The organism is bacterium 336/3, assembly GCA_001281695.1.
Lineage (GTDB): Bacteria > Bacteroidota > Bacteroidia > Cytophagales > Thermonemataceae > Raineya.
The window spans coordinates 3,453,699-3,479,220 of record LJIE01000001.1 but is presented as its reverse complement, the minus strand read 5'-3'; the positions used below and the strand labels follow the sequence as shown (position 1 = coordinate 3,479,220).

General features: G+C 32.3%; 21 protein-coding genes, 1 tRNA gene and 2 pseudogenes. 13 read left to right on the top strand and 11 right to left on the bottom strand.

Features of this window, described 5'->3' with window-relative positions:
• The first annotated feature begins 1 nt into the window (after position 1).
• The 7 genes from AD998_16395 (at position 2) to AD998_16365 (ending at position 3,390) form a co-directional block, all read left to right on the top strand.
• Positions 2-625, top strand: coding sequence for a uridine kinase (locus tag AD998_16395; protein ID KOY87504.1), 624 nt, complete (start codon positions 2-4; stop codon positions 623-625).
• A gap of 95 nt (positions 626-720) precedes the next feature.
• On the top strand, positions 721-1,059 hold the full coding sequence (locus tag AD998_16390; GenBank protein KOY87503.1) for a hypothetical protein: 339 nt from the start codon (positions 721-723) through the stop codon (positions 1,057-1,059).
• A gap of 58 nt (positions 1,060-1,117) precedes the next feature.
• Positions 1,118-1,537 (top strand): hypothetical protein, encoded by a 420-nt coding sequence (locus AD998_16385; GenBank protein ID KOY87502.1) that lies wholly within the window; start codon positions 1,118-1,120, stop codon positions 1,535-1,537.
• Positions 1,538-1,563: 26 nt separating this feature from the next.
• Complete coding sequence (locus AD998_16380; protein ID KOY87501.1) at positions 1,564-1,974, top strand: hypothetical protein; 411 nt, start codon at positions 1,564-1,566, stop codon at positions 1,972-1,974.
• A gap of 72 nt (positions 1,975-2,046) precedes the next feature.
• Positions 2,047-2,466: a hypothetical protein gene (locus AD998_16375; protein ID KOY87500.1), complete on the top strand. Its 420-nt coding sequence runs from the start codon at positions 2,047-2,049 to the stop codon at positions 2,464-2,466.
• A complete protein-coding gene (locus AD998_16370; protein KOY87499.1) occupies positions 2,427-3,092 on the top strand; it encodes a hypothetical protein in 666 nt (221 codons plus the stop codon). Before AD998_16375 ends, AD998_16370 begins: the two co-directional genes overlap by 40 nt.
• Positions 3,093-3,177: 85 nt before the next feature.
• On the top strand, positions 3,178-3,390 hold the full coding sequence (locus tag AD998_16365; GenBank protein KOY87498.1) for a hypothetical protein: 213 nt from the start codon (positions 3,178-3,180) through the stop codon (positions 3,388-3,390).
• Between the two features lie 266 nt (positions 3,391-3,656).
• Here the strand turns inward: AD998_16365 and AD998_16360 are convergent, their stop codons facing one another.
• From AD998_16360 to AD998_16335, 6 genes are all read right to left on the bottom strand, one after another.
• Positions 3,657-4,679, bottom strand: a complete 1,023-nt coding sequence (locus AD998_16360) for a radical SAM protein (protein KOY87497.1) — start codon at positions 4,677-4,679, stop codon at positions 3,657-3,659.
• A complete protein-coding gene (locus tag AD998_16355) occupies positions 4,679-5,341 on the bottom strand; it encodes a hypothetical protein (GenBank protein ID KOY87496.1) in 663 nt (220 codons plus the stop codon). The genes AD998_16360 and AD998_16355 overlap by 1 nt, the downstream gene beginning before the upstream one ends.
• Before the next feature lie 57 nt (positions 5,342-5,398).
• The gene (locus AD998_16350) at positions 5,399-5,920 is read right to left on the bottom strand and encodes a hypothetical protein (protein KOY87495.1); all 522 of its coding nucleotides are present in this window, start codon (positions 5,918-5,920) and stop codon (positions 5,399-5,401) included.
• A gap of 17 nt (positions 5,921-5,937) precedes the next feature.
• Positions 5,938-6,420, bottom strand: coding sequence for an NADH dehydrogenase (locus AD998_16345; GenBank protein KOY87494.1), 483 nt, complete (start codon positions 6,418-6,420; stop codon positions 5,938-5,940).
• Positions 6,421-6,487: 67 nt separating this feature from the next.
• Positions 6,488-6,558: transfer RNA gene (locus AD998_16340), tRNA-Cys, on the bottom strand.
• 48 nt (positions 6,559-6,606) lie between these two features.
• Positions 6,607-7,521, bottom strand: a complete 915-nt coding sequence (locus AD998_16335) for a hypothetical protein (protein ID KOY87493.1) — start codon at positions 7,519-7,521, stop codon at positions 6,607-6,609.
• Positions 7,522-7,579: 58 nt separating this feature from the next.
• Here AD998_16335 and AD998_16330 point away from each other — a divergent pair, with 58 nt between their 5' ends.
• The 3 genes from AD998_16330 to AD998_16320 all read left to right on the top strand — a co-directional run bounded on the left by AD998_16330 (position 7,580) and on the right by AD998_16320 (position 10,959).
• Positions 7,580-9,691: a hypothetical protein gene (locus tag AD998_16330; GenBank protein ID KOY87492.1), complete on the top strand. Its 2,112-nt coding sequence runs from the start codon at positions 7,580-7,582 to the stop codon at positions 9,689-9,691.
• A 79-nt stretch (positions 9,692-9,770) separates the two neighbouring features.
• The gene (locus tag AD998_16325) at positions 9,771-10,358 is read left to right on the top strand and encodes a hypothetical protein (GenBank protein KOY88258.1); all 588 of its coding nucleotides are present in this window, start codon (positions 9,771-9,773) and stop codon (positions 10,356-10,358) included.
• Between the two features lie 4 nt (positions 10,359-10,362).
• On the top strand, positions 10,363-10,959 hold the full coding sequence (locus AD998_16320) for a hypothetical protein (protein ID KOY87491.1): 597 nt from the start codon (positions 10,363-10,365) through the stop codon (positions 10,957-10,959).
• 1,470 nt (positions 10,960-12,429) lie between these two features.
• On the opposite strand, the pseudogene AD998_16315 reads toward AD998_16320, so the two are convergent.
• From AD998_16315 to AD998_16305, 3 genes and pseudogenes are all read right to left on the bottom strand, one after another.
• A pseudogene (locus tag AD998_16315) lies at positions 12,430-13,500 on the bottom strand (hypothetical protein).
• A gap of 648 nt (positions 13,501-14,148) precedes the next feature.
• Positions 14,149-15,204, bottom strand: a complete 1,056-nt coding sequence (locus tag AD998_16310; GenBank protein KOY87490.1) for a 2-amino-3-carboxymuconate-6-semialdehyde decarboxylase — start codon at positions 15,202-15,204, stop codon at positions 14,149-14,151.
• Between the two features lie 163 nt (positions 15,205-15,367).
• Positions 15,368-16,798, bottom strand: a complete 1,431-nt coding sequence (locus AD998_16305; protein KOY87489.1) for a hypothetical protein — start codon at positions 16,796-16,798, stop codon at positions 15,368-15,370.
• 132 nt (positions 16,799-16,930) lie between these two features.
• On the opposite strand from AD998_16305, the gene AD998_16300 reads away from it, so the two are divergent.
• From AD998_16300 to AD998_16290, 3 genes are all read left to right on the top strand, one after another.
• A complete protein-coding gene (locus AD998_16300) occupies positions 16,931-17,587 on the top strand; it encodes a uracil-DNA glycosylase (protein ID KOY87488.1) in 657 nt (218 codons plus the stop codon).
• Between the two features lie 184 nt (positions 17,588-17,771).
• Entirely contained in the window at positions 17,772-19,112 is a 1,341-nt protein-coding gene (locus tag AD998_16295) for a hypothetical protein (protein ID KOY87487.1), read from the top strand.
• A 53-nt stretch (positions 19,113-19,165) separates the two neighbouring features.
• Positions 19,166-21,010 carry a hypothetical protein gene (locus AD998_16290; GenBank protein KOY87486.1) on the top strand — a complete coding sequence of 615 codons (1,845 nt, stop codon included), beginning with the start codon at positions 19,166-19,168 and terminating at the stop codon, positions 21,008-21,010.
• A 1,527-nt stretch (positions 21,011-22,537) separates the two neighbouring features.
• Here AD998_16290 and AD998_16285 read toward each other — a convergent pair.
• Together AD998_16285 and AD998_16280 are read right to left on the bottom strand one after the other, a co-directional pair.
• Positions 22,538-22,777, bottom strand: a pseudogene (locus AD998_16285) (hypothetical protein).
• 1,118 nt (positions 22,778-23,895) lie between these two features.
• Positions 23,896-25,521, bottom strand: coding sequence for a hypothetical protein (locus tag AD998_16280; protein ID KOY87485.1), 1,626 nt, complete (start codon positions 25,519-25,521; stop codon positions 23,896-23,898).
• Between the last annotated feature and the right edge of the window lies 1 nt (position 25,522).

Sequence of the window (25,522 nt, the reverse complement as noted above, 5' to 3'; positions counted from 1 at the left end):
AATGGAAAAACCCTTTATCATCGGCATCACTGGGGGAAGTGCTTCAGGCAAAACATCTTTTCTTAAAAATCTTATCAATTCTTTTGATAGTGATGAAATCTGTTTGATTTCTCAGGATAATTATTATCGTTCTAAAGATGAACAGCCTACTGATGAAAATGGTGTTCATAATTTTGACCTACCCGAATCTATTAATGCTCATGAGTATGCTCGTGATATACAGAAACTTAGAAATGGAGAAACAGTCTATAGATTAGAATATACTTACAATAACCCAGATGTTGTCCCTCAAACATTGGTATTCAAACCTGCTCCCATTATTGTGGTAGAGGGTATTTTTGTGTTTTATTTTTCTGAAATTGCAGAATTGCTTGATTTTAAGATTTATATAGATGCTAAAGAACATATTAAGCTAAAAAGACGTATACACAGAGACCAAATTGAACGTGGTTACGACATTGCAGATGTGTTGTATCGTTACGAAAAGCATGTTTCTCCCACCTACGAACGATATATAGAGCCATTTAAAAATGAAGCAGATATCATTATACCTAATAATTTTCATTATCAAAAACCTTTGGAAATGGTAGTATCTTATCTTCAAAAGAAAATATTAAATAAATAGTAAAAAAATATTTATTTAATTGAGTTTTATACTCAAAAAATTATATATTGCTTAAAATAAAAGACACATTTTACATTTTTAAACATCTAAAATTTATGAAAAAAGGATTATTTATTTTAGCAGTAGCTTCAATGGCTTTGATGGGTTCTTGTAAGTCTTCTAAAAAAGGTGCTTGGACTGATGGCGATAAAAAATCATTTACAAAAGATTGTGAAGCTGAAATTGTTAAAGTAAAAGATACTCCCGATGGTAAAACTATTGAGTCAATGGGAGTTAAAATCGAAGATTTAGCTCAAAAAGCTTGTGATTGTGCTATCAAAAAAATAGAATCTAATTATGAAAACCTTAAAGAAGCAGATAAAGATTCAAAAGGAACAAAGGCTATAGGTACAGAATGTGGAGCTGAAGCAATGAAAGAATTGATGAAAAAATAAGAAAAATATTCAAATTCAATCCCCAAAGTCTAAAAGTTTGGGGATTTTTTATAGCACTATGAGAAAAAAATTATATGTGGGACTTTTGCTACTTACTGTATTGCAAAGTTGTAGTTCCATAAATGCTGTAATAGAATCCAATGGTTTTTATACAAATGTTTATAGAGGTATTAGAGGAATTTTAATGCCCTATGAAAATATCTCAAGAAGAGGAAAATGGTCTGAAAAAGATAGAAAAGCATTTACAAAAGGTTGTGAAGATGAAATTAATAAATTGAAAGACACACCTAATGGTAAAACAATCCAAGGAGCAGGAGTAAACATTGAAGAGTTTGCTCAAAAAGCTTGTGATTGTGCCATGAAAAAGGTAGAACAAAAATATCAAGACCCTAAAGAAGCCAACAAAGATAACGAAGGCTTAACAAATATAGGTAGTGATTGTGGTAGAGATGTAATGATAGAATTGATGAAAAAATAAATTTATAATCTTTAAACCAATTTTTTATGAAAAAACTAACTTATTTTTTATTTGCTTGTTTGATAATTGTACAAGCTTGTAAATCAAAAGAGAATAAAGAATCTTCGAGTTCTTCTTCCACTGAAAAGAAAGAAGATGTTAAAAGTTCAGAACCTGAGTCTAAAAAAGGCTATTGGACAACAGCACACGAAGAAGAATTTAAAAAAGCATGTGAAGGTGAAATTATGAGTCTAAAAGATTCTCCTGATGGTAAAACAATTCAAGCAGCAGGGGTAGATATTGATGAGTTTGCCAAAAAGTCTTGTAGTTGTGCATTGGATAAAGTAGAAAAAAACTATGAAAATATTATAGATGCCAATAAAGATATAAAAGGAATAAATGAAATTGGAGAAAGTTGTGGCAAAGAAGTAATGATAGAGCTGATGAAGAAAAAATAAATTTGTATGAATATTTTTTTGAATGCTCAAGTTTTCTGAAATTTGAGCATTCTTGTTTTATCATATATTGTCATGCAAAAAATTATTTATACAGTGTTCGCTTGTTTTGTAGTATTACAGGCATGCAATACCTCTAAAAAAGTAGCTACTACAAGCTCAAATAGCAATGCAACGACAGCAACAACCAAAGCAGCTGTAGCTAAAAAAGAAGAAGTGTCCAAAAAAGGTGGTTGGAATGAACAAGAAAAGAAAAAATTTGTAGAATCTTGTGAGGCTGAAATAATGGCTTTGAAAGATACCCCTGATGGTAAGACCATCCAATCTATGGGAGTAAATATTGAGGAGTTTGCTAAAAAATCTTGTGATTGTGCTATTAAGAAAGTAGAACAAAATTATGAAAATGTTACAGAAGCAAGCAAAGATACGGAAGGACTTACCAAAATAGGTTCAGAATGTGGAGGAGCAGTGATGAAAGAATTGATGAAAAAATAAAAATCCAACTTTTATTTCCAATAATCTCCAAATTTTCCCAAATTTGGAGATTAATTTTTTATACCACTACTATGAAACATATATTTGTCTTATTTAGCCTTCTTGCTTTTTTACAAGCTTGTCAAACTCCAGAATCTACAACAAAAGTAAATTATTATTACGATTTGGAGCAAAAAGTGAATGAACAGATAAAACTGCTCAAAAGCTCACCTGTCATGTTTCAAAAAGCTACTTTTGCTGAAGGAAGAACAGAAATGCGTGATATAAATGATATTAGTTGGGAAAAAGAATTAGCTTTTTTCTTACATGCCAATATTAATAAATCGGCTCTTCGTGGATTATACAAAGAAACTCAAATGACAAGTGGTGATACTCTTTTTAAAACGTATGAAGCCACCAATCCTAATTTAAAAGTTGAAAAACTAATTATTGGAGTATCTAAAAGTACGCAAGAATTTTGGAGTGTACAAGCTAAAATCTCTTCCGATAACTATCTGTATTCCACTCAAAAAGAACTCAAAATGTATTGTAGCAACAACAAACTCCAAAGCTACTACATTAAGGGAAGACAAAAAATGATATTCTCCGACCCTGAATATTTTGAAATAAAAGCGAAAAGAAAATAATAAAACTTTCTTTTTCACTGCTCCTCCAAAAAATTACGGACTGAATTTTTTACTTTGTTTCATCAAAAACATAGTAAAAAAGTTTATGGAAAGCGTAGAAACTTACATCAACAGCAACGTTAGTTTTGCCTTCGAAAGTATTATTAAAAAGAATACTAGAAACTTTGGCAAAGAATTTGTATTTTCATTAACAGAAGCAAACAAAAAAACACTAGATGCTTCTTTGCTCAAACTAAAAATACAGAGGCAAGAGGCTTTGATTCAAGAACTTTCTAGAAGACTCAAAAAGGAATTATAGAAAGGAAATACGTAACAAAAAATACATGCAACCATCTAAACATTCTTATTACTATGACATCCTTTCAGCAAAGAGCAGCTACTGTAGTGCCTACAGTGCCTCAACAAGACAAAAAGGCAGACATAGAACAAGGCCGTTCTAAAAAAGCAGAAGAAACTTACAAACCAAGAGTTGATTAATTTCTTCTAAGTCTGCACACCAACATAGTTTATTATTCACTTTTAAAATATTATAGTATCCTAAACTCAAAAGTTTAGGATATTTTTTTATGCCCATACTTTTGTGCCTTCGGTACAGTTTTTACAAATATCTATTTCGCTTCTCGAACGCAAAAGGCTTTGTCTAAAAGCATGGTAAGATTCTGATTGCCAAACTTTTTTAAAATCTTCAGAAGCCAAATTTCCTAATTGATGGGTTGCATCTTTATCAAAACAACAAGGAACAACTTTTCCATCCCAAGTAATGACACACGAATGCCACATTTTCCAACATTCATTTAGAAGTTGGTTTTTAATCTGGAAAGTACCATCTTCCTGCTTTTTATATCGGCTATATTGTTGTTGTTGAGGCAAAAGAGGTGAACCTTGTTCATAGTCATAAATTTGAGCCGTTTTGAAAGCAACTTTATCCACACCTAGATTTTTAGCAAGTAGCTTCACCTCTTCAATTTGGTGTTCATTTGGGGCTACCACCAAAAACTGAAAAATAGTATAAGGCTTTTTAGCTTTCAAACGACTTCTCACATTCAACAAAGTTTCTGTTCCTTTAATCACTTTTTCTAAATTGCCACCTATTCGGTAAGCTTCATAGGTTTCTTGGGTCGTACCATCAATTGAAATGATGAGCCTATCCAATCCACTTTCTACTGTTTTGATGGCATTTTTTTCGTGAAGATAATGAGCATTGGTAGAAGTAGCTGTATAGATGTTTTTCTGAGAAGCATATTCTACCAACTCAAAAAACTTGGGATGTAAATAAGGCTCTCCCTGAAAATACAAAATCAGATACACCAGATAATCAGCAAGTTCATCAATAATTTTTTTATAGAGATCTTCTTGTAATAAACCTGTGGGGCGTGTGAAAGCTCTTAAACCACTGGGGCATTCAGGACAACGTAGATTGCAGGCTGTTGTAGGTTCAACAGAAATGCTAAAAGGCAAACCCCAATGTGATGGTATGCCTTTCCATTTAGAAACATAAAAACTGCTGAGTGTTTTGGCTATGTTCCAAACTTTTTTAATGCTTAATTTACTGCCTAAATTGAGTGTATCTTGCCAAGAACCTTTCATTATTTTTGAGTGGGAAGGGGTTTTGTTTTTTTCCCCTTTACATCAAACAGTTTTATATCCACAGGAGTTCGTTTTATTTCGGCTGCTACATAAGTAATTTTGAAACTTGGATATACTACTGTAAAACGCAAAGGAATTGTTCCCATTTTTGCAAAAATCTTATCATTAGCATTCATCTTGTATTTTTGGTAAAAATCAGGGTGTAAAGTATGTTTTTTACCAAAATAATAAAGCCTAATTCTTTTATCGCCTGAGCTTGGAAACTTAGATTTTACAATCAATACTTTACACTTTTCACCCAGAACAACTGTTTTAGAATCTTTAAGTTCTTCTTGTGCAATGGTTTCATTAGCTATGCCTGCATTGGTCGTATAAAGCGTATCATTTTTGGTGAATTTATCATAAAGGGTATTGGTTGTAGGGATATACGTTTGAGATTCTTGACTACAATCTGCAAACTTCCAATGATAATGCCCTTGTTTGATATACAAAATAGAAGCACTTCCAAAGTACAATGAAAGAGCCATATCTTGTTTTTTCATTGTTGAGTCTGTAATTTCAAGATAGTGAGTATATTTGACTGCACCTTCAAAAAGCTGATTTTGAGCTTCTAGTCTCGAAATTCCTAAAAAAATGAAGATAAAAATAATTAACTTTTTCATGGAGATATTTTTACAAACCACTAAGACAAAAATGATGCTAAAAAATTGTCTTGATGATTAAAACAATTGTTTCAATTCTTCTTTTAAAAATGCAATAGCTGGAACAGAAGGATTGAGATTATATTCTCTAACATTTTCCAATATTTTTTTTGCAAGTTCAACACCATTACTTTGTAAAGAAACTTGAGCCATTGTATTGTTAATCAGGGTGATAATTTCTTCTTTGGCATTTTTTACCATTGTCCAAGCCTCATGGCTCATATACATTTGTTGAGAGAAGTTATGTGAAAATTCGCTACGAATTTCAAGCATAATAATATGATGTAATTCTTCAGAAGTAAATTCATGAGCTTGAATACGTAAAAGCATATTATCTGGAAGAATACGCTCTAAAAACAGACACATACGTTCATAAGCTTGTAAACGAATAGCAGTAATGGCTTCTGAGTTTTTCAATTTTATTTCAGCCAGTCTTCTTTCAAACTCTTTTTGTAAAAAATTTCTTGAAGTAAGGTACATCCCAATGAGTACAAAGCCTGCAGGCAGAATCATCTTTAATAAATCCCAAATTTTTTCCATGTGAACAATGAATGATTTTATGAGAGGTTAGGTTTTTCAGAGTATTTTTGATTGATATTTTCGTAAAGTTGTTTTGGAACAACATTTTTTACTTCAGGTATGATAACCTTAGGGCGAACCCAGTCTAAATAGCCTTTTGCCCATACGTATGCAAGTCCAAGGCCTAAAATAAATATAAAAATAAACATTTCTGCAATTGCAAACCATGTCCAAGAGCCTTGTGTTGCATCATGCAATTCCTTTCGTCCAAAAACAGTAGCCCAAGGAAATAAAAAAACAATTTCTACATCAAACAAAATAAAAATAAGAGCAACAATATAAAAACGAATATTGAAAAAACGCCAAGCTGAACCAATGGCTTCTTCACCACACTCATAAGTGCTTAGTTTTTCTGCATTGGGGCGTTTGGGGCGAATTAGGTATGATACAGTCAATGCTACCAAAACAAATAAAGTAGCACCAACAATAAAAACCAATATTTTACCAAATTCAGAAAGCATATTATTGATATTTCTTCAAAGATAATAAAAAAGCCACACCAATGGATATTTAGTGTAGCTTTTTGAGAGGTCGGAAGCGGATTCGAACCGCTGTAGGGGCTTTTGCAGAGCCCTGCCTAGCCTCTCGGCCATCCGACCATAAATTTTGGAGTGCAATAATAGGCAAAACCAAAATAATATCCAAATTTAATCTTTCATTTTTTTAACTTTTGGCTCATCTTCATCCTCGTCTTCTTCTATAAGTTCCGCATTTTCACCAATTTCCATGTCCATATAAATTTCTAAAATATTTTTATAAGACATTTGATTTTTCTTGAATACAGCTTTGCTCTCTTCTAAAATCTCTTCATCAATCAAGCCATTTTCAAAAAGAGCATCTAATTCTTTTCGTTTCTCTTTGGCATCTAAATCCAATAAATCACAAGCAAAATTTGAAATAAACTCTATATCTGCTTCAAAATCAGGATCTTCTCCGAAAGAACCTTCTTCTTCATCAAAAGCTTCCATACTTTCATCACTCAAAATGAATTCAAGAAGTTTGGTGAATATTTGCATCACTTTTTCTCGATGTTCGGGATAATGTACAGCCAATTGAGCAAGCCCAGTAGAAATAGCTACACGAGCATACACATCGGCGTTGCCTTCAAAAAGTATTTTTTTGCAGGTGTCTATTTCTTGATGTCCCAAATGACAGATATATGTCCAAACTTCCTCTGTTAAGAAATCTGGATAAAAAACTCTATCCATTTGTAATACATCACCTTGTAGCATTTGGATGACTCTTTTAGCCACTTCTTTACTCTTGATTTCTCGCAAGAGCAATATAGCATGCATAGGAGCGAAACCTCCTTCATCATCTTCAATATCATCCGAATAATAATCGGGATTACTGATGGCATCATCTACGATAGCCAATAAATCTTTTTCTACTTCTGAACCAAGATCCTTAATTTCTAGAAGTATATCACGAGAGATGCGATAGTCTTTCTTAAAAAGCTCGCCAACAATAGAATGTTGAAATTGCATTTTTGTAAAAAAAATTTGAAAAGGAATATTATTGTTTTTACTTTGTGAAAATAGAATTTTATCGCTACAAAACAAATGTTTTTGTGGAAAAAATCAAAATAATTATTAAAACTGCTGTTCTATGAAAAGGTTTATGATTCTGTGGGTAATTTTTTGTTTTTCATTGAGGGGCTTTTCCCAAAAAACAAATAAGGCTTATGATGATGCCCAAAAGCTATACAAGAAAATGATATTTGCAGAGGCTTTGCCTCTCTACAAAAAAGCCTTAGAAGCAGATACAGGTTCACTTCTGATTAAGGAAAAAATAGCTCATTGCTATAAAAAACTACAAAATTCGGAGCAAGCTGAAATTTGGTATGCAAAAGTAGTAAAGTCTCCACTTACAGACCCTGAAGATAAATTGTATTATGCTCAGGCTTTGGCTAGTAACAACAAGCACCAAGACGCTCAGTTGTGGTACAATGCTTATGCCAAGCAAGTAAAAGATGATAGTCGTCCTATGGCTTTTTCTTTGGCATATCAAGATTTAGAAAGTTTTTATAAGGACTCAGTAACTTTTCAAATTAATTTAGCTCCTTTCAATTCTCCAGAAGATGATTTTAGCCCTGCATTTTTTGGAAGAAAAATCGTTTTTGTTTCAAACAGACACAATCAAACAGAAAAGTTTAAATGGGATAATTCTTCTTTTTTAGATTTATACATCTATGAAAGTGGTAAAGTAAAGCCTTTTCAGGAACGCTTGAATACTCCTTATCACGAAGGCCCTCTGGCATTTTTTCCTAAAGGAGATTCTGTAATATTTACTCGTAATAGCTCCAAAAAAGCAAGCAAAAGCGAAAAAGTGAATCGTTTGAAACTTTATATTGCTTATAAACAAGCAGATGGTACATGGGGTAAAGAAAAAGAATTTATACACAATAGCGAAGAGTTTTCTACCATGCATCCAGCACTTTCCTCAGATGGTAAAACGCTTTATTTTGTTTCAGATAGAGTAGGGAGTTTAGGAGGTATGGATATTTGGGTGTGTTATCTTGAAAATAGTAAATGGACAACCCCTCAAAATTTAGGTGAAAACATCAATACACGAGGAAATGAGGCATTCCCATTCATTGATAACAGAGGTAGCTTATATTTTGCATCTAATGGGCATAGTGGATTGGGTGGTTTAGATATTTTTATGGCTGAAAATGTAGAAAATAAACTCATAACTCCTTTTAATTTGGGTTATCCAGTCAATTCTATCAAAGACGATTTTGGGTTTATATTTAATGCTAAAATAAAAAAGGGATATTTTTCATCAAATAGAGCAGGAGGTGTGGGGAAAGACGATATTTACGAAATAGTAGCCAAAAGAAATCTTAATAATTTTAGTGAACTGATTTTAGCTACTCGAAATGATGATACAGAGGCTATTATCCCATCTACTGAAGTACAAATTAAATCAGACCAAAAAACAACATTAAATTTTTCAGATGCTAATGGCAATATCAAATATTATTTCAATAAAAAATTCCATTATGAAATAACTGCTAAAAAAGAAGGATATGAACTCAAACACATGACTTTTATCCCTGAACAAATTGCTAGTCATCAAGAAGACGACACCTTAGAAATAGATTTAGCTCCTGAAAAAAAAGCTGTTACAATTATTAAATTTTTGGATGAAATTACCAATCAGCCTGTAGAAGTAAATATCATTATCTTAGAAAGAAATACTCAAAAAATGATAGCTTCTTGGCAAACAGAAGGAAAATGGGAAAAACCTTTGGATAAAGGGTTGTATGAAATCCGAGCTACTGCCAAAGGCTATATTTACCAAATAGATACATTACAGGTTGCTGATAAAGATGCCAAAACACAGAAAAATATCTATTTGAAAGTTCTCAAAAAGCAGTCAGTTTTTACTACCAAAGTTCTCTACGAAAAACACGAGTATAAACCAAACAAAAAATCAGTTACAGAGTTAGAAACTCTACAAAAACTTTTGGAAGACAACCCTAAACTGAGTATAAAAATTATTGGTTACAGCCAAGATAGTAAACAAGATGTAGTCAATAAAAATTTGGCAGAGAAAAGAGCTAAATTTATCCAAGACTATTTAGTAAGTAAACAAATTGCTAAAAAACGTTTGAATATTATAGGTAAGACTTCAAAAAGTACTAGTATTGAAATAGAAATTTTAGATACAGAAGATAATCCAAATGAAAACCAAGAACAGCCCGTCAAATCCATCTTTGATGAATAATCCTGTTATTTCTAAAAATAAAATCCAGAAAATTAAAGAGTTTTTTACAGAAAAAAATACTATCCTGCTACTCATAGCCATGCATATAGCTGGCATTATAGGTTTGGCATTGCCTGAAATACAAAGTTTCTTCAAATTGTTAGTCCCCTTTAATCTGATAACCAATGCTTTGCTGATATTATTCTTCCAAAAGCAATGGAATAAATATTTAATAGTAGCATTGGTAATAACTATGTTTGTGGGTTTTGGAATAGAAGTTTTAGGGGTACATACAGGTGCTATTTTTGGAAACTATTGGTATAAAACTACTTTGGGATATAAAGTTTTGGAGGTGCCAATTCTTATTGCAATTAATTGGTTAATAGTAATTTATACGACATCTTCTTGCGTCGCTGAGATAAAAATTCCTAAAGGATTAAAAGCTCTTTTAGCAACATTTTTAACAGTTGGATTAGATTTTTTTATTGAGCCTATTGCTATCAAACTCAATTTCTGGGATTGGCAGAATGGTATCATTCCCTTACAAAATTATGTAGGTTGGTTTGTAACAGCACTGATTCTACATTTGATATTTGTGTTTCTACCTTTTGAAAAGAAAAATAAAGTAGCAATTGTTCTGTATTTTTGTGAGTTAGTATTTTTTTTGGTTTTAGGGTTGATTTTATAAAATTATGCTGTACCCTCATTTTGCAAGAAAAATTATCCAAATGCAAAAAAAAGATTTGGCGTTGCGAGATAAATTGCTGAAAGAGGGGGTATTGTCAGAAAGTTACCATGTTGAAATGGAAGCATTACATAAACAAAATGCTGAAAAATTAGAAAAAATAATAGACCAAATAGGTTATCCAACAGCGAGTAAGGTCGGAGAAAAAGCTTCTTATGCAACATGGCTAGTGATTCAGCATGCTATCAGCATACCAGCTTTTATGAAAAATTGTGCTGAGTTATTGGATTTAGAAGTGAAATCAGGTAATGCCTATAAAAAAGATTGGGCATATCTAACAGACAGAATAGCTGTCTTGAGTAATAAAAAACAGTTGTATGGGACTCAGTTTGACTGGGATGAAAATGCAGAGTTAAGCCCAAATCCCATAAAATACATCAAATCGATTAATAAAAGAAGAATAGCATTGGGGCTAAATACTCTTGAAGAACAAATTATATTAATAAGAGAATTTGTTCAAAAAGAAGGGCAGACCCCACCTCAAAACTATCAAGTCAAGAAAAAAGAATTTGTGAAGTGGCAAAAAAAAGTAGGATGGATATAAAAAAGCCCATAAAATTTATGGGCTTAATCAATTAGATACAATTTTTTATAACTAAAGCTCAATTTTTTGCATATCCAATGCTACTCCAATAATTTTTCCTTGTTTATCAAAGATTGTATTGGCTGCAAGCTCATACAAATCATCAAAAAGGCTTACATTTTGTTTGAACTTCTCTCCAGCTAAGGCTCTGTCTAAAATAGCCTTCCAACTTTCCCATTCGTTAGGAGCATAAATTTTTTCAATAGTTTCACCAATTTTTAAATCATAATTTTTCTTTTCTTTTAGGAGATTCGTAAATGACTCATTGAATACCACAAAATTGTATTTATTATCAATAGCAAAAACGCAATCTTCCAAATTATTAATAAGAGCTCTCAAATCAGCTTCTTTTTCTTCCATTTCTTGTTGAATGCGAATTAATTCTTCTTGATTTTTCTTGATTTCTGTAATGTCCTTTGCAAAGACGGTAACCCCTTGTACATTATCACTATCATCAAGAATAGGGTTGTAAGTTACAAGTAACAGAATATCTTCGCCTTTTGCACCCAAATAAGTTTCTTCTACACGAACTTTCTCGCCCGTCAAAGCTCTATCATAAGGGTCTTTAAGTTTATTATAGGTTCTATCAGGAAATGTATCCAAAATATTTGTACCAATTTCAACTTCTCTACCCATTTGTTGGAACACTTTACGAACGTTTTCATTAATGATAGTTACATAATAGTATTTATCAATAGATAAAATACGTTCATCTGTATTATTAATAAGGGCTGTTAGATTTTCTTGTTGTACTTTTGTTTTTTGTTGTACTTCTTGAATTTGGTATTCAGTTTCTTTTCTCTTGGTAATATCATCTGCCAACATTAATATTTTTGTGGTATTACCATTCAAATCGAAAATGGGGTTAAAACTACCAGAAATCCAAACTTTTTCATTATCTTTTGTTTTATATTCATATTCTCCTGATTCATACTTACCACCTTTTAGTTGTCTCCATCTTACTTTGTAATTATCATCTTCAAACTCTTCCAAAAGCATCAAGGTATTATAATGTTTACTGAGAAGCTCTTCTTTTGTATATTTAAAGAAATTAAGAGCTGTGCTATTAATATCAATAATAAAGCCCTGTAAATCAAACTCTACCACCATAGAAGAACGCCTTAGAGCTTCTACTTGCCCTTGGTAGTCAATTACTTGTTGTTTTTCCTCTGTTACGTCAAAAGCTAAACAAGTAACTTTATAAAGCTCATCATTTCTATTAGGAATAGGTACATAAGTTGCTCTGAGCCAAATCTCTGAGCCATCTTTGGCAACTCTTTTATATTCACCAATTTGTGTTTTTCCAGCCCTTAGATTATCCCAAAACTTTAAATATTCTTCACTATATGAACTTTGAGTATCTAATAAAATTCTGTGATTTTTTCCTTTTATATCTGATAGTTTGTATTTGAGTTTGGCTAAAAATTGCCCATTTGCATTGATAAGTCTTCCTTCCATATCGTATTCAGCTTCTACAAGTGTAGAGGCAATGGCAAAAGATTGCGATTTTAGAGCTTCTTCATTTTTACGCATTTCTTCTTGTGTAGATTGCAGTTGTAACATGTTTGTTTTCATGTCATCTTCTTGCAAACGCATTTGAAGTGTAATTCTTTGTTGCTCTTCCAATAGTAAACGAGTTCTTTCATTTACTTTCACATTAGAGATTGTGGAAGCAATGTTGTTTGCTAAACGTTCAATAAACTCTACTTTATAATCTTCGAAAGGGTGAAATGAAGTAAGTTCTACTAAACCAATGAGTTTTTCATTGAGTTTGAGAGGTACAAGTAACACACTATTAGGGCGAGCACCTCCTAAACCAGAAGTTATGTCAGCATAATTTTCAGGAATATCATTTAAGTAAATAGTATCTCCATCTATCAAAAGCTGTCCAATAACACCTTCATGAGGATATACCTTTTGATTAATAAACTTCTGTTTTTCAAAGGCATAAGCAGCTACCAATTCTGCATGATAATCATTTTCTATATCATCATTTATAATATACAAACCTCCTTGGGCAGCTTCTACATAATGAATAAGCTCTACAAGTACACTATATGAAAGTTTACGCAAGTCATCGTTATTCTGACGTAAAATCTCCACAAACTTTGTAAGACCTATATTACTCCATTCACGATTTCGTTCACTTTGAGCAACATTAATCATACGCTCTCGCATGTCAAGCAAAGCACCTGCAAGCGTTTCTTTTTCTAAATCTGTCTGAGTATCAATACCTTTGTATTGAGCTTGTAGGTTTCCGTTTCCTATATCTTGAATGAAGTTGGTTGCATTTTCTAAACTACCTACCATTTTGTTGATAGCTTTTACAACAGAACCTACTTCATTATTAAATTCATAATTAATAAGTCTACTATTATGTCCTTCTGCAATTTCTTCAGCAGCATAAGCTATTAGGTTGAGAGGTTTTAGAACAACATCTTTCACAACAAAAAAAGCAACTATGATAGCACCAATATTAACAAGTGTAAGTATCAAGATGATTAAATCAGCATTTTGACGTTTTTTATCAAGATACTCCAAGTATTCTCTTACCAACTGTTCATTGAGTAAAAGCATTTCATTTGATTTAGAACGTAAATAATTAATAGCACTCAGTACTCTGGGATTTATAATTTGCTTTTCATCATTATCTACTTTATCTAAATCTGCAATATCTGTTTCAATATTAACTTTCTTTTCCTCTTTTTCTACTTTTATAGTAATTTTGATGGGTTCTGATACTACTGTACTGGCAGAATCTTGGTAGGGTTTCCAAAGTTGTTCAACACTCCTAATACTAGATAAAATACTTTTATCAGCTTTTTCTTGAATAGTAACTTCTTGCCTGTCAACAGTAATAGTTCCTCCATCTCTCAAAGCTCTCAAGATACGAGCATGTTCTGTAATATGCTCTCGCAAAATAATTTTCATATTTTCATTTCCTTCACTTACTTTTTGGGCATCTACCAAAATAAGCTGTGAAAGTGTTCTGTTTTTCCCTGCAATATTTACCAAGTATTGTCCTTGTTCAATAGCATTAAAGAAATAGCTTGTCAGAACATAATTCAATAAAAGGATTATTAAGAAAACACCTAATAGTAAGAAAAGGCTGTTTCTGATAACAGGATTTTGTTTTTGTTCTACCATAATCTATATAGTATTAATTTTACTCTTAAAATCAGGTTTTTTATTGTCTAAAAATTTATCAATTCCTAAATTTAACCAATTTAATGCATTTAAACCTAACATTTTCTCTTTGGTATTTTGGCTAAAATCTTGCATAGATTCTATCAACTTACCAGGTTCTAATTCGCCTAAAGGAAATGGATAATCTGTACCTAAAACAATTTTATCTTCTCCAATAACTGACAGCAACAAATTCATAGCATGGTTATCATGTACCAGCGAATCTACATAAAATTTACCCAAATATTCTCTTGGATGTACATTGTTATCAATCGCACACAAGTCGGGGCGTACCTCAAAACCATGACTAATTCTCCCAATAGTTGCAGGAAATGAACCTCCTCCATGAGCAAAAGCCACTCTAAGCCGAGGTAGTCTCTCAAAAATTCCTCCAAAAATCATAGAACAAATAGCTAGAGAGCTTTCTGCAGGCATACCAACAAGCCAAGGAAGCCAATATTTAGGCATTTTTTCTTTCCCCATCATATCCCAAGGATGCACAAAAATAGCTGCTCCGAGTTCTTCAGCAGCTTGGAAAAAAGGAAAAAGCACTTCTTCGGATAAATTCCATTGATTAATATGTGAACCAATTTGTACACCAGCCAAACCAATTTTCATACATCTCTCAAGCTCCTGAATAGCTAATTTAGGTTCTTGCAAAGGAACTGTTCCCAAACCTACAAATTGAGTAGGAAATGTGTGTACCAAATCTGCAATATGGTCATTAAGATACATAGATAAGTCTAAGGCATCAAATGCACTTGCCCAATAACTAAACATGACAGGAATAGTAGAAATGACTTGTACATCTACATTGTGAGCTGCACATTCTTTGAACCTGACCTGAGGGTCCCAACAATTGGCATAAATTTCTCTAAAAAACTTGCCATCAATCATCATACGAGCACAACCAGGTTTATGGTGGTCAAGGTTTACAAAACCTGTATAGCCATATTTTTTTCTAAAATCAGGTAAGTGTTCAGGAATGATGTGTGTATGAATATCTATTTTGAGGCACATAATAGCTTTAATATAAAAAGTATCGGTTAAAATTACAATTTTTTAATTATAAATGAAAAATTATCCTGTAAGCACTTTTATAATTTTATAAAAGGATAAAAAAATACAAAAAGGTTCAAACAATTGTTTGAACCTTTTTGTAGATTGAAAAAAAAATATTTGATTATAAATTTAAGGGTTTGTTTAAATAGAAATCTAATACTTTTATTCTAAAAATATACTCATATTTGGACCTGATAAGATTTGTTTTGGCTTGGTCTAAATTTATTTTTGCTAAATTATAGTCAATAATATTGGTTGCTCCAGCATTGAAACGGTTCTCTACGGCTTTAAAGTTTAAATCCAACGATTCTACTTGTTTCTGGCGAGCTTCAAAATTACTTTGAGAAAGCTTCATGTCGTTGAAAGCTTGTTCAATAGTTTGGCGTAATTGCTGACGAAGTAGCTGAGACTGATATGTCTGGTTCTTTTGTTGAATTTTAGCTTGTGTAGTCGCATTTCTTGTTCTGCCTTGCGAATAAATAGGAACATTCAGATTCAAGGCTACAAAAGTACTTCTGTTAAAATTCATTTGATTGAAAAAACCATTTTCTTTAAATTTTACAGGAATTTGTTGAAAAGCAATAACAGATTCGTTAGGATTGCTTGCCAAAGTACCAATGGTTACAGGAACAGAAATGGTTTCGGTACCATCAGGCAGACGATCGGGGGCTGCACTCGAATAAGCAGAAGAAAGACCTCCACTGAGTGTAAGAGTTGGATATAAGCCTGCACGAGCTATTTCTATACTTCTTTCAGCACTTTGTATGCGTAAATCAGCACTTTGTAAATTATACTGATTTTTTTCAGCTACTTCAAAAATTTGAGAAGTTGTTGTTGTTGCATATTCGTTGGTAATGGTCGCAATTTGTACTTTTTCTGCTTCAATGCTTTGTACAGCAGGCATATTCATTTGTTGCATCAGGTTAAGTTTTGTTAAAGAAACCTGATTTTGTGCAGTAACCATATTTACCTCATCATTAGCTAATTGAGCTTTAAGATTTAAAACTTGTGTTTCGGCAACAGAGCCAGCCTTAAAGAGTTTTTCTGTTCTATCCAACTGATTTTTTGTAACTTCGATTTGTGCTTTGTTGGCTTCTAAAAGCTCTTGAGCCAAAAGAACCTGTAAATAAGCATTGGCGATATTCAAAGATATATCCCTTTTGGTTTGTTCTACATCCAATGTAGCAGCTTTTTGGTCTAATTTGTTTTGTTCAATACTATTGACAGTACTAAAGCCATTAAAAAGTGTGATGTTACCATTTAAGGATACACTGGTAGAATTTACACTTTGTGTAACAAATTGGTTGTTGAAAGGATTGATAGAACGACCAGAGCGACGAACTTGTGAACCAGAAGCACTTAATTGCGGGGCAAAACGGCTTTCTTTAGATTGTTGTAAGGTGCTACTTGTAGCTTCTACTTGGACTTGTCTTTGTTTTATAGTAATATTATTTTCTATGCCATAATTAATACATTTCTGTAAAGACCAAGTTTCTTGTGCATAGCTTGTGGAAATAAGACTTAGTAAAACTAATAAGAGTGAATATTTCATAACTGTAACTTTTTTTTATCAATACGTGAAAATAAAACGAATTATTGTAGAAAAATGGAAAAATCTTTTATATTTGAGCTAGTCAATTAGACAAACTTTATTTATATTAGGTAACAAAAATATCTTTTTTTTATGGAAGTAAAAATAGCTGAATCTTGGAAAAAATACTTAAATGAAGAATTTGAAAAGGATTATTTTAAGAAATTAGTAGAGTTTATCAAGGAAGAGTATAAAACAAAAAAAGTTTATCCTGCAGGTAATCAGATTTTTAATGCCTTTGATAAATGCTCGTTTGAAGATTGTAGAGTTGTTATTTTAGGTCAAGATCCTTATCATGGGGAAGGGCAGGCTAATGGATTATGCTTTTCTGTGGCAGATGGTATCAAAGTACCACCTTCATTGGTTAATATTTTTAAAGAAATTAAAGAAGATTTAGGAATAGCGGTTCCCAAAAGTGGTAATTTGGAACGTTGGGCGGAGCAGGGAGTATTACTCCTCAATGCAACACTCACCGTAAGAGCAGCAGAAGCAGGCTCTCATCAAAAAAAGGGTTGGGAAGAGTTTACAGATGCTATCGTGAAAATTATCTCAGAACAAAAAGAAAATGTTGTTTTCTTGTTGTGGGGTTCATATGCTCAGAAAAAAGGGGCTGTTGTGGATAAAACAAAGCATTTGATTTTAGAAGCTCCACATCCCTCACCATTGGCAAGAGGTTTCGCAGGAAATAAACACTTCAGCAAAACGAACGATTATTTAGAATCAAAAGGATTTAAAAAAATCGAATGGTAATATAAAGTTCAAAATAGTATGCTTTAATCATATTCTTATTAACATATCTTAATAGCAAAAATGGTATATCATAAAAATAATGTATCTTAACTATGAATACCAAGACTAAATAATAGTATCAAAACAGAAATGAACAAATTTATTGCAATACTTAAATAATAATTGTTCATAATTCTTAAACAACATGATGTATTCTTTAAAAACGGGGGCTAAAAAGCTCAACTATGGCATTGCCATACCCTTAGCAGATATACAAAACCTACAAGAACAGTATGCTCAAAATAAAATAACAAAAGAAGAAGCTTTTTGGCAATATTATGATTGGGCTATTACAAAACCCTTTGAAAAAGTTCCAACAAAAAAAAGCCTTGAGGATACTTGGAAAAAGCTTACAAAACCTCAAAAAATGATGTATGCCTTAGGTGCATTCATTTCTCAAGTTAATAATGGAGGTGTTTGGCAGTTTATGTTCAATAAACTTGAATTTACGGGAATTGCTGGCGAAGCTTTGGAAGAACTCAATGTGTATTCCAGCAATGAGTACATAAAACTCGATTATAGAAAAGCATTTAAAGAACTGATGACTATTTTAAATAATGGCACTTTTGCAGAAATAGATACTCAGTGGAACAATGAAAATCTTTCCTTTGAAGAACGCTGGGAAGCTTTTCGTAAGGGATATGAATATATTCCTATGGGTAGAGTGATTGAGAAATATTTTTATAAGGAGGATTATAAAGCTATCTTTTATAATAAACTCATTGATTACATTGAAAAAAACTTAGGTTTTCTTATAGAAGTTGTGGGTAATGTTTCAACTGAAGAGGTAATAAATAAAAATAATGCAATCCTTCATTTTACAAAATACTTAAAAGAATATTACAATCAAGAGCCTACAAGTGTTTCTATTTATTATACAGCGAAAGTCTCTATTGAAAGTCAAGCAGTAAATCTATTTCTGATACAATTTTCTATGCCAGACGGCTATCAGAGTATAGGCATTACAGGATATTTTACAATGCATTTACCACTTGTAGACATGGCAGAAATCAAAAAAATGTACCAAAAATTTCATAAACAGGAGCTTGTAAATATATATTATGGGGGGTATTTGGTAGAAGAAGAAAAAAAGAAAAACCCTAAAGCAACTATTTTAAATCAAAAAATGTGGGATGAACGATTAGTAAAAATCCAAAGTTCCAAAAACACGCAAATACCTGTAAATGTAAAGGTTTTAGAATATTTTAAGTATGGAAAAGATGAATGGGTGATTTATGAAGGTGATTTAATGTATAATAATAAAAAAGATGATTTTCCTCAAGATTTAAATAATGTAAAAGTACAATGGGGTGGAAAAGAAAAAAAAGGAGAATACACTGGTGAGCCAAATTGTGTGTTTTTTACAAAAGGAGCAACTTTTGGTGGGAGAAGCAAGGCCGATGCTCCAGTAGTGGGTAAATATCGTATATATGATATTATTGGTTCTCAAAATAAACTTTTAAAAGATAATGCTTGGGGTTTTTAAAAGCTTTCTATTAAAATTTTAAGCTCTATTATTCATTTTATTAGTGTGCATTTATGAACTACAAAATTTTACAATTATCTATTTTTTTTAATGTATTAATTTTCTCTTTACAAGCTCAAAAATTGACTCCAAAGCAGCAAGCCAAATTGGATAGTCTTAAAGGTGTTTTGAAAAAAGATATTGTTGATACTTTGAAAGTACAAGCTCTGATTCGTCTATGTCAAGTTTATTTTCACTCAGGTGAAAAACAAGCCGTAGAATATAATGATCAAGCATTCGAACTTTCTACAAAAATTAATTATCAGAGAGGTTTGGTTTGGGCTACACACAACAAAGGTACTTTTTTGATAGCTCAAGGCAAATATGATGAAGCAAAAGAATATCTTAATAAAGCATTACTACTTGCAAAGGGAAAATATACTATGGAAACTGTCCCCATTTTATATGATTTAGGGGTAGTAAATAGAAGAAGTGGTAATCAACCCAAAGGATTAGATTATTATTTAGAGGCTTTAAAAGTTTTAGAAACAATTCAAGTAAAAACTAAAGAAAGTAATGTTCAGTATTGTAATATAACACAAGCTATTGGAGTAATTTATTTTGAGCAAGATGACTATGATAAAGCTATTAGCTTCTTTGAAAAATCAAGTAATAAATGTAAAGAAATCAACTATGAATTAGGGTTAAGCTACAACTATAATGGTTTGGGAGGAACCTATAGAAAAATGAAGAACTATGCTAAGGCTATGGAATATCTTCGAAAAAGTTTAGAACTAGCGAATAAAAATCATTATGAACGTCTTCGAGCAGATTTATTAGGTGATATAGGAGAAATTTACCAGATTCAAAACCAAGCTGACTCATCACTTAACTATTATATAGAAAGTAAAAAAATTAGTGAGACATTATCAGACTCTGTAGGAATAGCCAATTCTATGCTTGGAATAGCGAATGCATACACTATAAAAGGAAACTTGAGAGATGCCCAAACAACAGCTTCTGAAGGGTTAGAAATAGCACTAAAGCTCAATAACTTACAAAATATTAAAGAAGCATATAAGGTGCTAGCTGATATATATGAAGCAAAAAAACAACCTCAAGAAGCTTTAGATTATTTTAAAAAGGCTAAGGAGTTAGAAGATACACTATATAACGCTGAAAAGCATAAACAAATATTACAAGTTCAAAATCAATATGAAAACTATAAAAAAGAAGAACAAGTTTTAAAACAGAAATATGAAATAGAAGACCTAAAAAAACAAAATAAAATAGGATTCCTTTTTACAGTATTACTCATAGTTGCTTTACTTAGTACAGTTTTAATAAGTTATTTACTCATTAAGCAAAAACAGTTAAAAGCTAAAAAAGACAAAGTCTTGATGGAATTAGAGCAGGCTATGCTCAAGGAAGAACAAATGCAAACCCAATTAGAACTAAGCAATACCAGACTGCAATTAGAAGGTAAAGACAAAGAACTTACAAGCTTTACACTCAATATGATACAAAAAAATGAACTTTTAAATGAATTGAAAGGACAAGTTGAGGACTTAATTAGTAAATCAGAAGATAAATCAGTTATTCAGCCATTACAAAGATTAAAACAAAATATCCAAAGTAATGATCAAAGTGATAAACAATGGGAGAATTTTAGAGTAGCCTTTGAACAAGTTCATAAAACCTTTTTCAATAATCTCCAACAACAATACCCAGATATAACACCCTACGATTTAAAGCTCTCAGCTTTGTTAAGATTAAATTTTTCATCCAAAGAAATAGCCTCTTTTTTAAGTATATCTGAGGATAGTGTAAAAAAAGCTCGTTATCGTTTGCGTAAGAAGCTTAATTTGGAACAGGATGAAAATTTAGTAGGTTTTTTGATGAAAATTGAAGAAACCTAATGAGATGAAAGTATATGAATGATTTTATTGATGTTCTCTATTGTTAAATGCTTTTCAAAATACTTTTTTATATGGAGAATATATCTTTTTCAAATCTTCTTCATCCAAAAATGCAGATGGTATGAAATTTTTAAAGTCTTGCAAATAGAGGATAGTTTGAGATATGTCTGTAAAAAAACTGATATTTGAATAAAGATAATAAATTTCCAATGTTTTCTTCAAAAGCATATCGTGATCAATGATTATGCATGAGAATTGGTCATAAAACAAAATATTAAAATACATAAAAAGCACTTATCCATAAAATTATGGATAAGTGCAAATAAGCTTTTATTTTTTAATAATGATATTGGTCGTTTTAACCCCTTTGTTGTTTACAACTCTCAAGATATAGATACCATCTTTGATGTTTTGGACATTGAGAGAGGTGGTGTTTGAGGTTGTATCAGCAGATTTTAAAATATTTCCTTGAAAGTCAATAATTTGGATATTAGATTTGCCTAAATTATCTCCCACTATTTGAACCTGCAAATCATTTTGAGCAGGGTTAGGATAAACGATTAAGTCTTTAGAATCAGACTGAGAATCTTGAATAATTCTTGCAGCGGTAGCAGTTACAGTGAATTTTCTAACAGGAGAATAATCAGAAGTTCCAGTAGCAGAAGAGAAAACTCTGACAGTCCAGAAATAAGAAGTACCAACCACAGGAGCAGCATTAGAGCCAGCAGAACCAGATTGCCAAGTATAGTTGAGTAACCCACCCCCACTGATATTGACAGGAACATTGGCAGTTGGATTGGCTTCAGTAGTAAAACCATTGGCAGCAGTCCAACCAGAGTTAGTTTTAGAGATTTGTAATCTGTAAGAACCTCCAGAAATAGTACTGTTCCAAGAAAGTTTAACAGGAGTAGCAGCATTTGCATTTGGGGCAGGAGAAATAGCCAAAACGCCTTGGTCAGTGGTAAATTTCTTCACAGCAGTATATTTAGATGTTCCAGTAGTTTGGTCAAAGCTTCTGAGAGTATAATAGTAAGTTGTGTTGGGTCTAGGACCTTCAAAAGAACCAACCACTCCATCAATCCAAGAGAAACTCAAAGTGTTAGAAAGACTAGCATTAACCACAATAGTAGAAGAAGTTGTTGTAGCAGAGGTAAAACCATCAGTCTCGTTCCAACCCGAGTTAGCAGTAGAAACTTGTAATCTGAATTGAGTGGCATTGACAGGAGTAGTCCAAGTGAAAGTAACAGGTCTTGCAGTTCCAGTAGCGTTATTGGCTGGATTTACAGTGGTAGGAGTGTTGTTTGTTGTTCCACTACCATTGTTCAACATGTCCATCCAAGTAGTCCAAGGAAGAATATTAGGACAATCTGTACTTGTTCCAGGCATTTCTTTGTGTCCTCTGATACCTGGTAATGACCTTGTTTTAGAGATAGCATATTTATTACAAAAAAATCTTGCCATATCTGTAGAAGCTTTTAGAAGGGTTTGGTTATTCCAAGCGGATGGATTAGAAGAATACACAGCATGTTCTGTACCAATAGAACGAGAATTGTTGGTTGTTCCACTCGCTCCTGCATGATAAGCATTTGCAGATACCTTTACACATTGATAAATTTTTCCATCAGTATCTACAATAAAATGTGCAGAAGAAGTAGTGGCTGATGGACGACACTGTCTAAACCAGCTAATAGCACCAGGTACTGTACCCGTAGCTAAATAATGATTTACCCAAGTATCTATATCTGTACCCCCTCTTGAACCTTGGTTACAATCTGTAAATGAGGCAATTGCTCCAGAATAATCAGGTGTTCCTGTTGTAGCTCCTTCTGTTGTAACACCTTCTTGGTTAGTTTTTTGAGGAAACAAACCTACTTTTGCTATTCTTTCCTCATAGTTGTTAATCAAATTAGCAATTGCATTATCTTTTCTACCATTAAAATCAGTTTTTTCTTTCCAAAGAGTAATTTCACCTTGGCTACCATTATTTAAAACTTTTAAATAAGCGATAGCTTGCATTTCTCTAAGTTCTGGTTCTCTTAAACCTGTAATCATTTTTAGAGCATCAAGCCAACTCAAAATGTCTTCATGATTTCTGGTTTTATTTTGACCATAATAATGAGAAAGTAAAGCTGCAGTTGCTCTAATATTTTGGCGTACGTCGAATTTTACTTTATCTTTAGTAGTTCCAATAAGTTTAGCTCCATCGGAGAGTGTGTTGCTGAGAGTTCCATCCACAAGCCCCATAACTCCCCATGAGTTATACATAGAAGGACCAGCCATACAATAATTATTGTAACTTTTTGCAATAGAATTTAAAATTTCATAAGGCACATTGAACTCTTGAGAAGCCTGTTTTAGATGTTTTTGAATAGTTTTGATACTAGGATGAGCACTATTGAGAGTCTTATAATATATCTCATAATCTTCAAGATCGTGTCCTTTTGTGCTACTAGCTTTGAGAGCACTTAGAGATTTACCAATTAAGATTTCTGTGAAATCACCTTTCAAATATAAGTCACCATTTTTTTCAATCTTTTGGATAGACAAATCCATCAATTTTTGGAAACTTCTTTCATCTTGTGCTTTTGCCTGAAGAAGTGTTAAGGTAAATAAAGCGAGGAAATAAATTTTACGAAACATAGACAATAAAGATTTAAGTTGTTTAATTATTTGATCTTGCAAGACATCACAAATGTATGTGTACATACTTCCAAACCAAAAAATATAGGTAGATACAAAGTAGACAGGCCTTTTTGATAGGTAGACTTTAGGCGGACAATACTTATAAATATAAAAAAAGTTATATTTATTGTATAATAAGTACAAAAACCTTTAAGAATATAGAGTTTATTCTTAAAGGTTTTTATGGAATAAATGAAAGAATATTATAGAGGTTGAGTAAGAGCTTTGCTTACATCTACTATTCCCCAACCATAAGGATTAGGTTTTGAGATACCATTTCTATATTTATCAGCAGCTTTTTGAAGCCTGAAGAATATAGAAATAGCAGACTCATTTGGGAATTTAGACCATACAATAGCTGCCATACCTGCCATTGTTGCAGTTGCTACAGAAGAACCACCAATATTGTTTGGTTGTGTGCTACTACTATTAGCAGTACCAAGTGGATGCACCTTCACCTCTGCTGTACCAGCAAGTACTTTCTCCATTACTACAACAAAATCAGTTTGATTTCCAACCACACACTGCTCACAACGTAAATAATCTGTAGCAATACCAGATACTGCAATGGTGGGAGTACCCATATTAGCAGGAAATACCAACTCATCCTGACCTACAGCACTACCAGAACCAGAGACTAAAAAAGGAGCTGTTCCAGAAGCAACAAAAATTAGTTTTCTACCTGTATTGTATGCTCTTTGTATAGCATTGGCAATGAGTGTATTGTTGCCAACTCTTCCTAAACTCATACTTGCAATTCTCATACTATTATTTTGGGCAAAAGCGTCAAAACCAGCTGCAACAGCATTAATTTCTTCAGCAGAATCAATGTATACATCATACGTTACACGAGCAACCAAAAGATTACATCCATAAGCTACTCCTGCTGTAGAAGCAAGATTATCAATTCTTGGAGCACCTACCACTCCAGAAAGAGAAGTGCCATGTCCACACTCATCAGCAGATGGTAACAATGTACCAGCAGAATTTTTTAAGAAAGATACATTTCCTCTTGTTCTACCTGTAATCAAACCACTATTGAATTTGCTTACTAATAAACTCTGATTAGGATTTAAACCTGTATCAAATACCATCACACCAATGCCTTTTCCTGTAAAAGCAGTAGCCCAAGCATCTTTAATTTTATGATATTTATAATTCCAAGACATTAAAGATTGAGATGTAGTATTTATTTTATCGTAGTGCATACCCAATCTTATATCAGGATTTGCTTGATATCCACCAGCACAGCCTACTTCTTGCCCACTTGGATTTCTTGAATTTATATCAGCTTCAGCTTTAGGCTCGTAAGTAGATTCTGCATATTTGTAAAAAGGACTCATTCTGATTTTTCTAATAACAGCAGGATTATTAACCTTTGCACTAAATACAGCATAAGCTTCATTATCAAAACTAATAATATCTTCAATTTTAATTTCAGGATTTAGTTGTCTTTCTGTTTCTAAAATCAATTGAATAATCTGATTATGAGCATCTTTCCAAGCAGACGATTGAATATCTCCTTTTACAACTAAATCATTTGCTTGAGTAATAGAAATATTGCTAGGTTTATAACCTACTAATAAATTACCATCCTGAGAGTTTTTAATACCACTCCAGAGTTCATCATCAGAAGCCTTATTCCAATCAAAAGATTGATGTGTACTTGTTAATTGTTTTTTAATAACCTCATTTAATTGATTAACAGATAATGCTTGGAGAGTTATAGATTGATTTTGAGAGGTATTAGGTACGAGATCTGTCTTTTTACAAGCTACCAAGCTCATCATGCCTGCTAATGTTAGGAAATAAATTTTACGTGAGAACATA

Excerpts from the sequence above, each read along its gene's own strand:
- AD998_16395 (KOY87504.1), top strand. The coding sequence starts at position 2 with ATGGAAAAACCCTTTATCATCGGCATCACTGGGGGAAGTGCTTCAGGC.
- AD998_16390 (KOY87503.1), top strand. The coding sequence starts at position 721 with ATGAAAAAAGGATTATTTATTTTAGCAGTAGCTTCAATGGCTTTGATG.
- AD998_16385 (KOY87502.1), top strand. The coding sequence starts at position 1,118 with ATGAGAAAAAAATTATATGTGGGACTTTTGCTACTTACTGTATTGCAA.
- AD998_16380 (KOY87501.1), top strand. The coding sequence starts at position 1,564 with ATGAAAAAACTAACTTATTTTTTATTTGCTTGTTTGATAATTGTACAA.
- AD998_16375 (KOY87500.1), top strand. The coding sequence starts at position 2,047 with ATGCAAAAAATTATTTATACAGTGTTCGCTTGTTTTGTAGTATTACAG.
- AD998_16370 (KOY87499.1), top strand. The coding sequence starts at position 2,427 with ATGTGGAGGAGCAGTGATGAAAGAATTGATGAAAAAATAAAAATCCAA.
- AD998_16365 (KOY87498.1), top strand. The coding sequence starts at position 3,178 with ATGGAAAGCGTAGAAACTTACATCAACAGCAACGTTAGTTTTGCCTTC.
- AD998_16360 (KOY87497.1), bottom strand. The coding sequence starts at position 4,679 with ATGAAAGGTTCTTGGCAAGATACACTCAATTTAGGCAGTAAATTAAGC.
- AD998_16355 (KOY87496.1), bottom strand. The coding sequence starts at position 5,341 with ATGAAAAAGTTAATTATTTTTATCTTCATTTTTTTAGGAATTTCGAGA.
- AD998_16350 (KOY87495.1), bottom strand. The coding sequence starts at position 5,920 with ATGGAAAAAATTTGGGATTTATTAAAGATGATTCTGCCTGCAGGCTTT.
- AD998_16345 (KOY87494.1), bottom strand. The coding sequence starts at position 6,420 with ATGCTTTCTGAATTTGGTAAAATATTGGTTTTTATTGTTGGTGCTACT.
- AD998_16330 (KOY87492.1), top strand. The coding sequence starts at position 7,580 with ATGATTCTGTGGGTAATTTTTTGTTTTTCATTGAGGGGCTTTTCCCAA.
- AD998_16325 (KOY88258.1), top strand. The coding sequence starts at position 9,771 with ATGCATATAGCTGGCATTATAGGTTTGGCATTGCCTGAAATACAAAGT.
- AD998_16320 (KOY87491.1), top strand. The coding sequence starts at position 10,363 with ATGCTGTACCCTCATTTTGCAAGAAAAATTATCCAAATGCAAAAAAAA.
- AD998_16310 (KOY87490.1), bottom strand. The coding sequence starts at position 15,204 with ATGTGCCTCAAAATAGATATTCATACACACATCATTCCTGAACACTTA.
- AD998_16305 (KOY87489.1), bottom strand. The coding sequence starts at position 16,798 with ATGAAATATTCACTCTTATTAGTTTTACTAAGTCTTATTTCCACAAGC.
- AD998_16300 (KOY87488.1), top strand. The coding sequence starts at position 16,931 with ATGGAAGTAAAAATAGCTGAATCTTGGAAAAAATACTTAAATGAAGAA.
- AD998_16295 (KOY87487.1), top strand. The coding sequence starts at position 17,772 with ATGATGTATTCTTTAAAAACGGGGGCTAAAAAGCTCAACTATGGCATT.
- AD998_16290 (KOY87486.1), top strand. The coding sequence starts at position 19,166 with ATGAACTACAAAATTTTACAATTATCTATTTTTTTTAATGTATTAATT.
- AD998_16280 (KOY87485.1), bottom strand. The coding sequence starts at position 25,521 with ATGTTCTCACGTAAAATTTATTTCCTAACATTAGCAGGCATGATGAGC.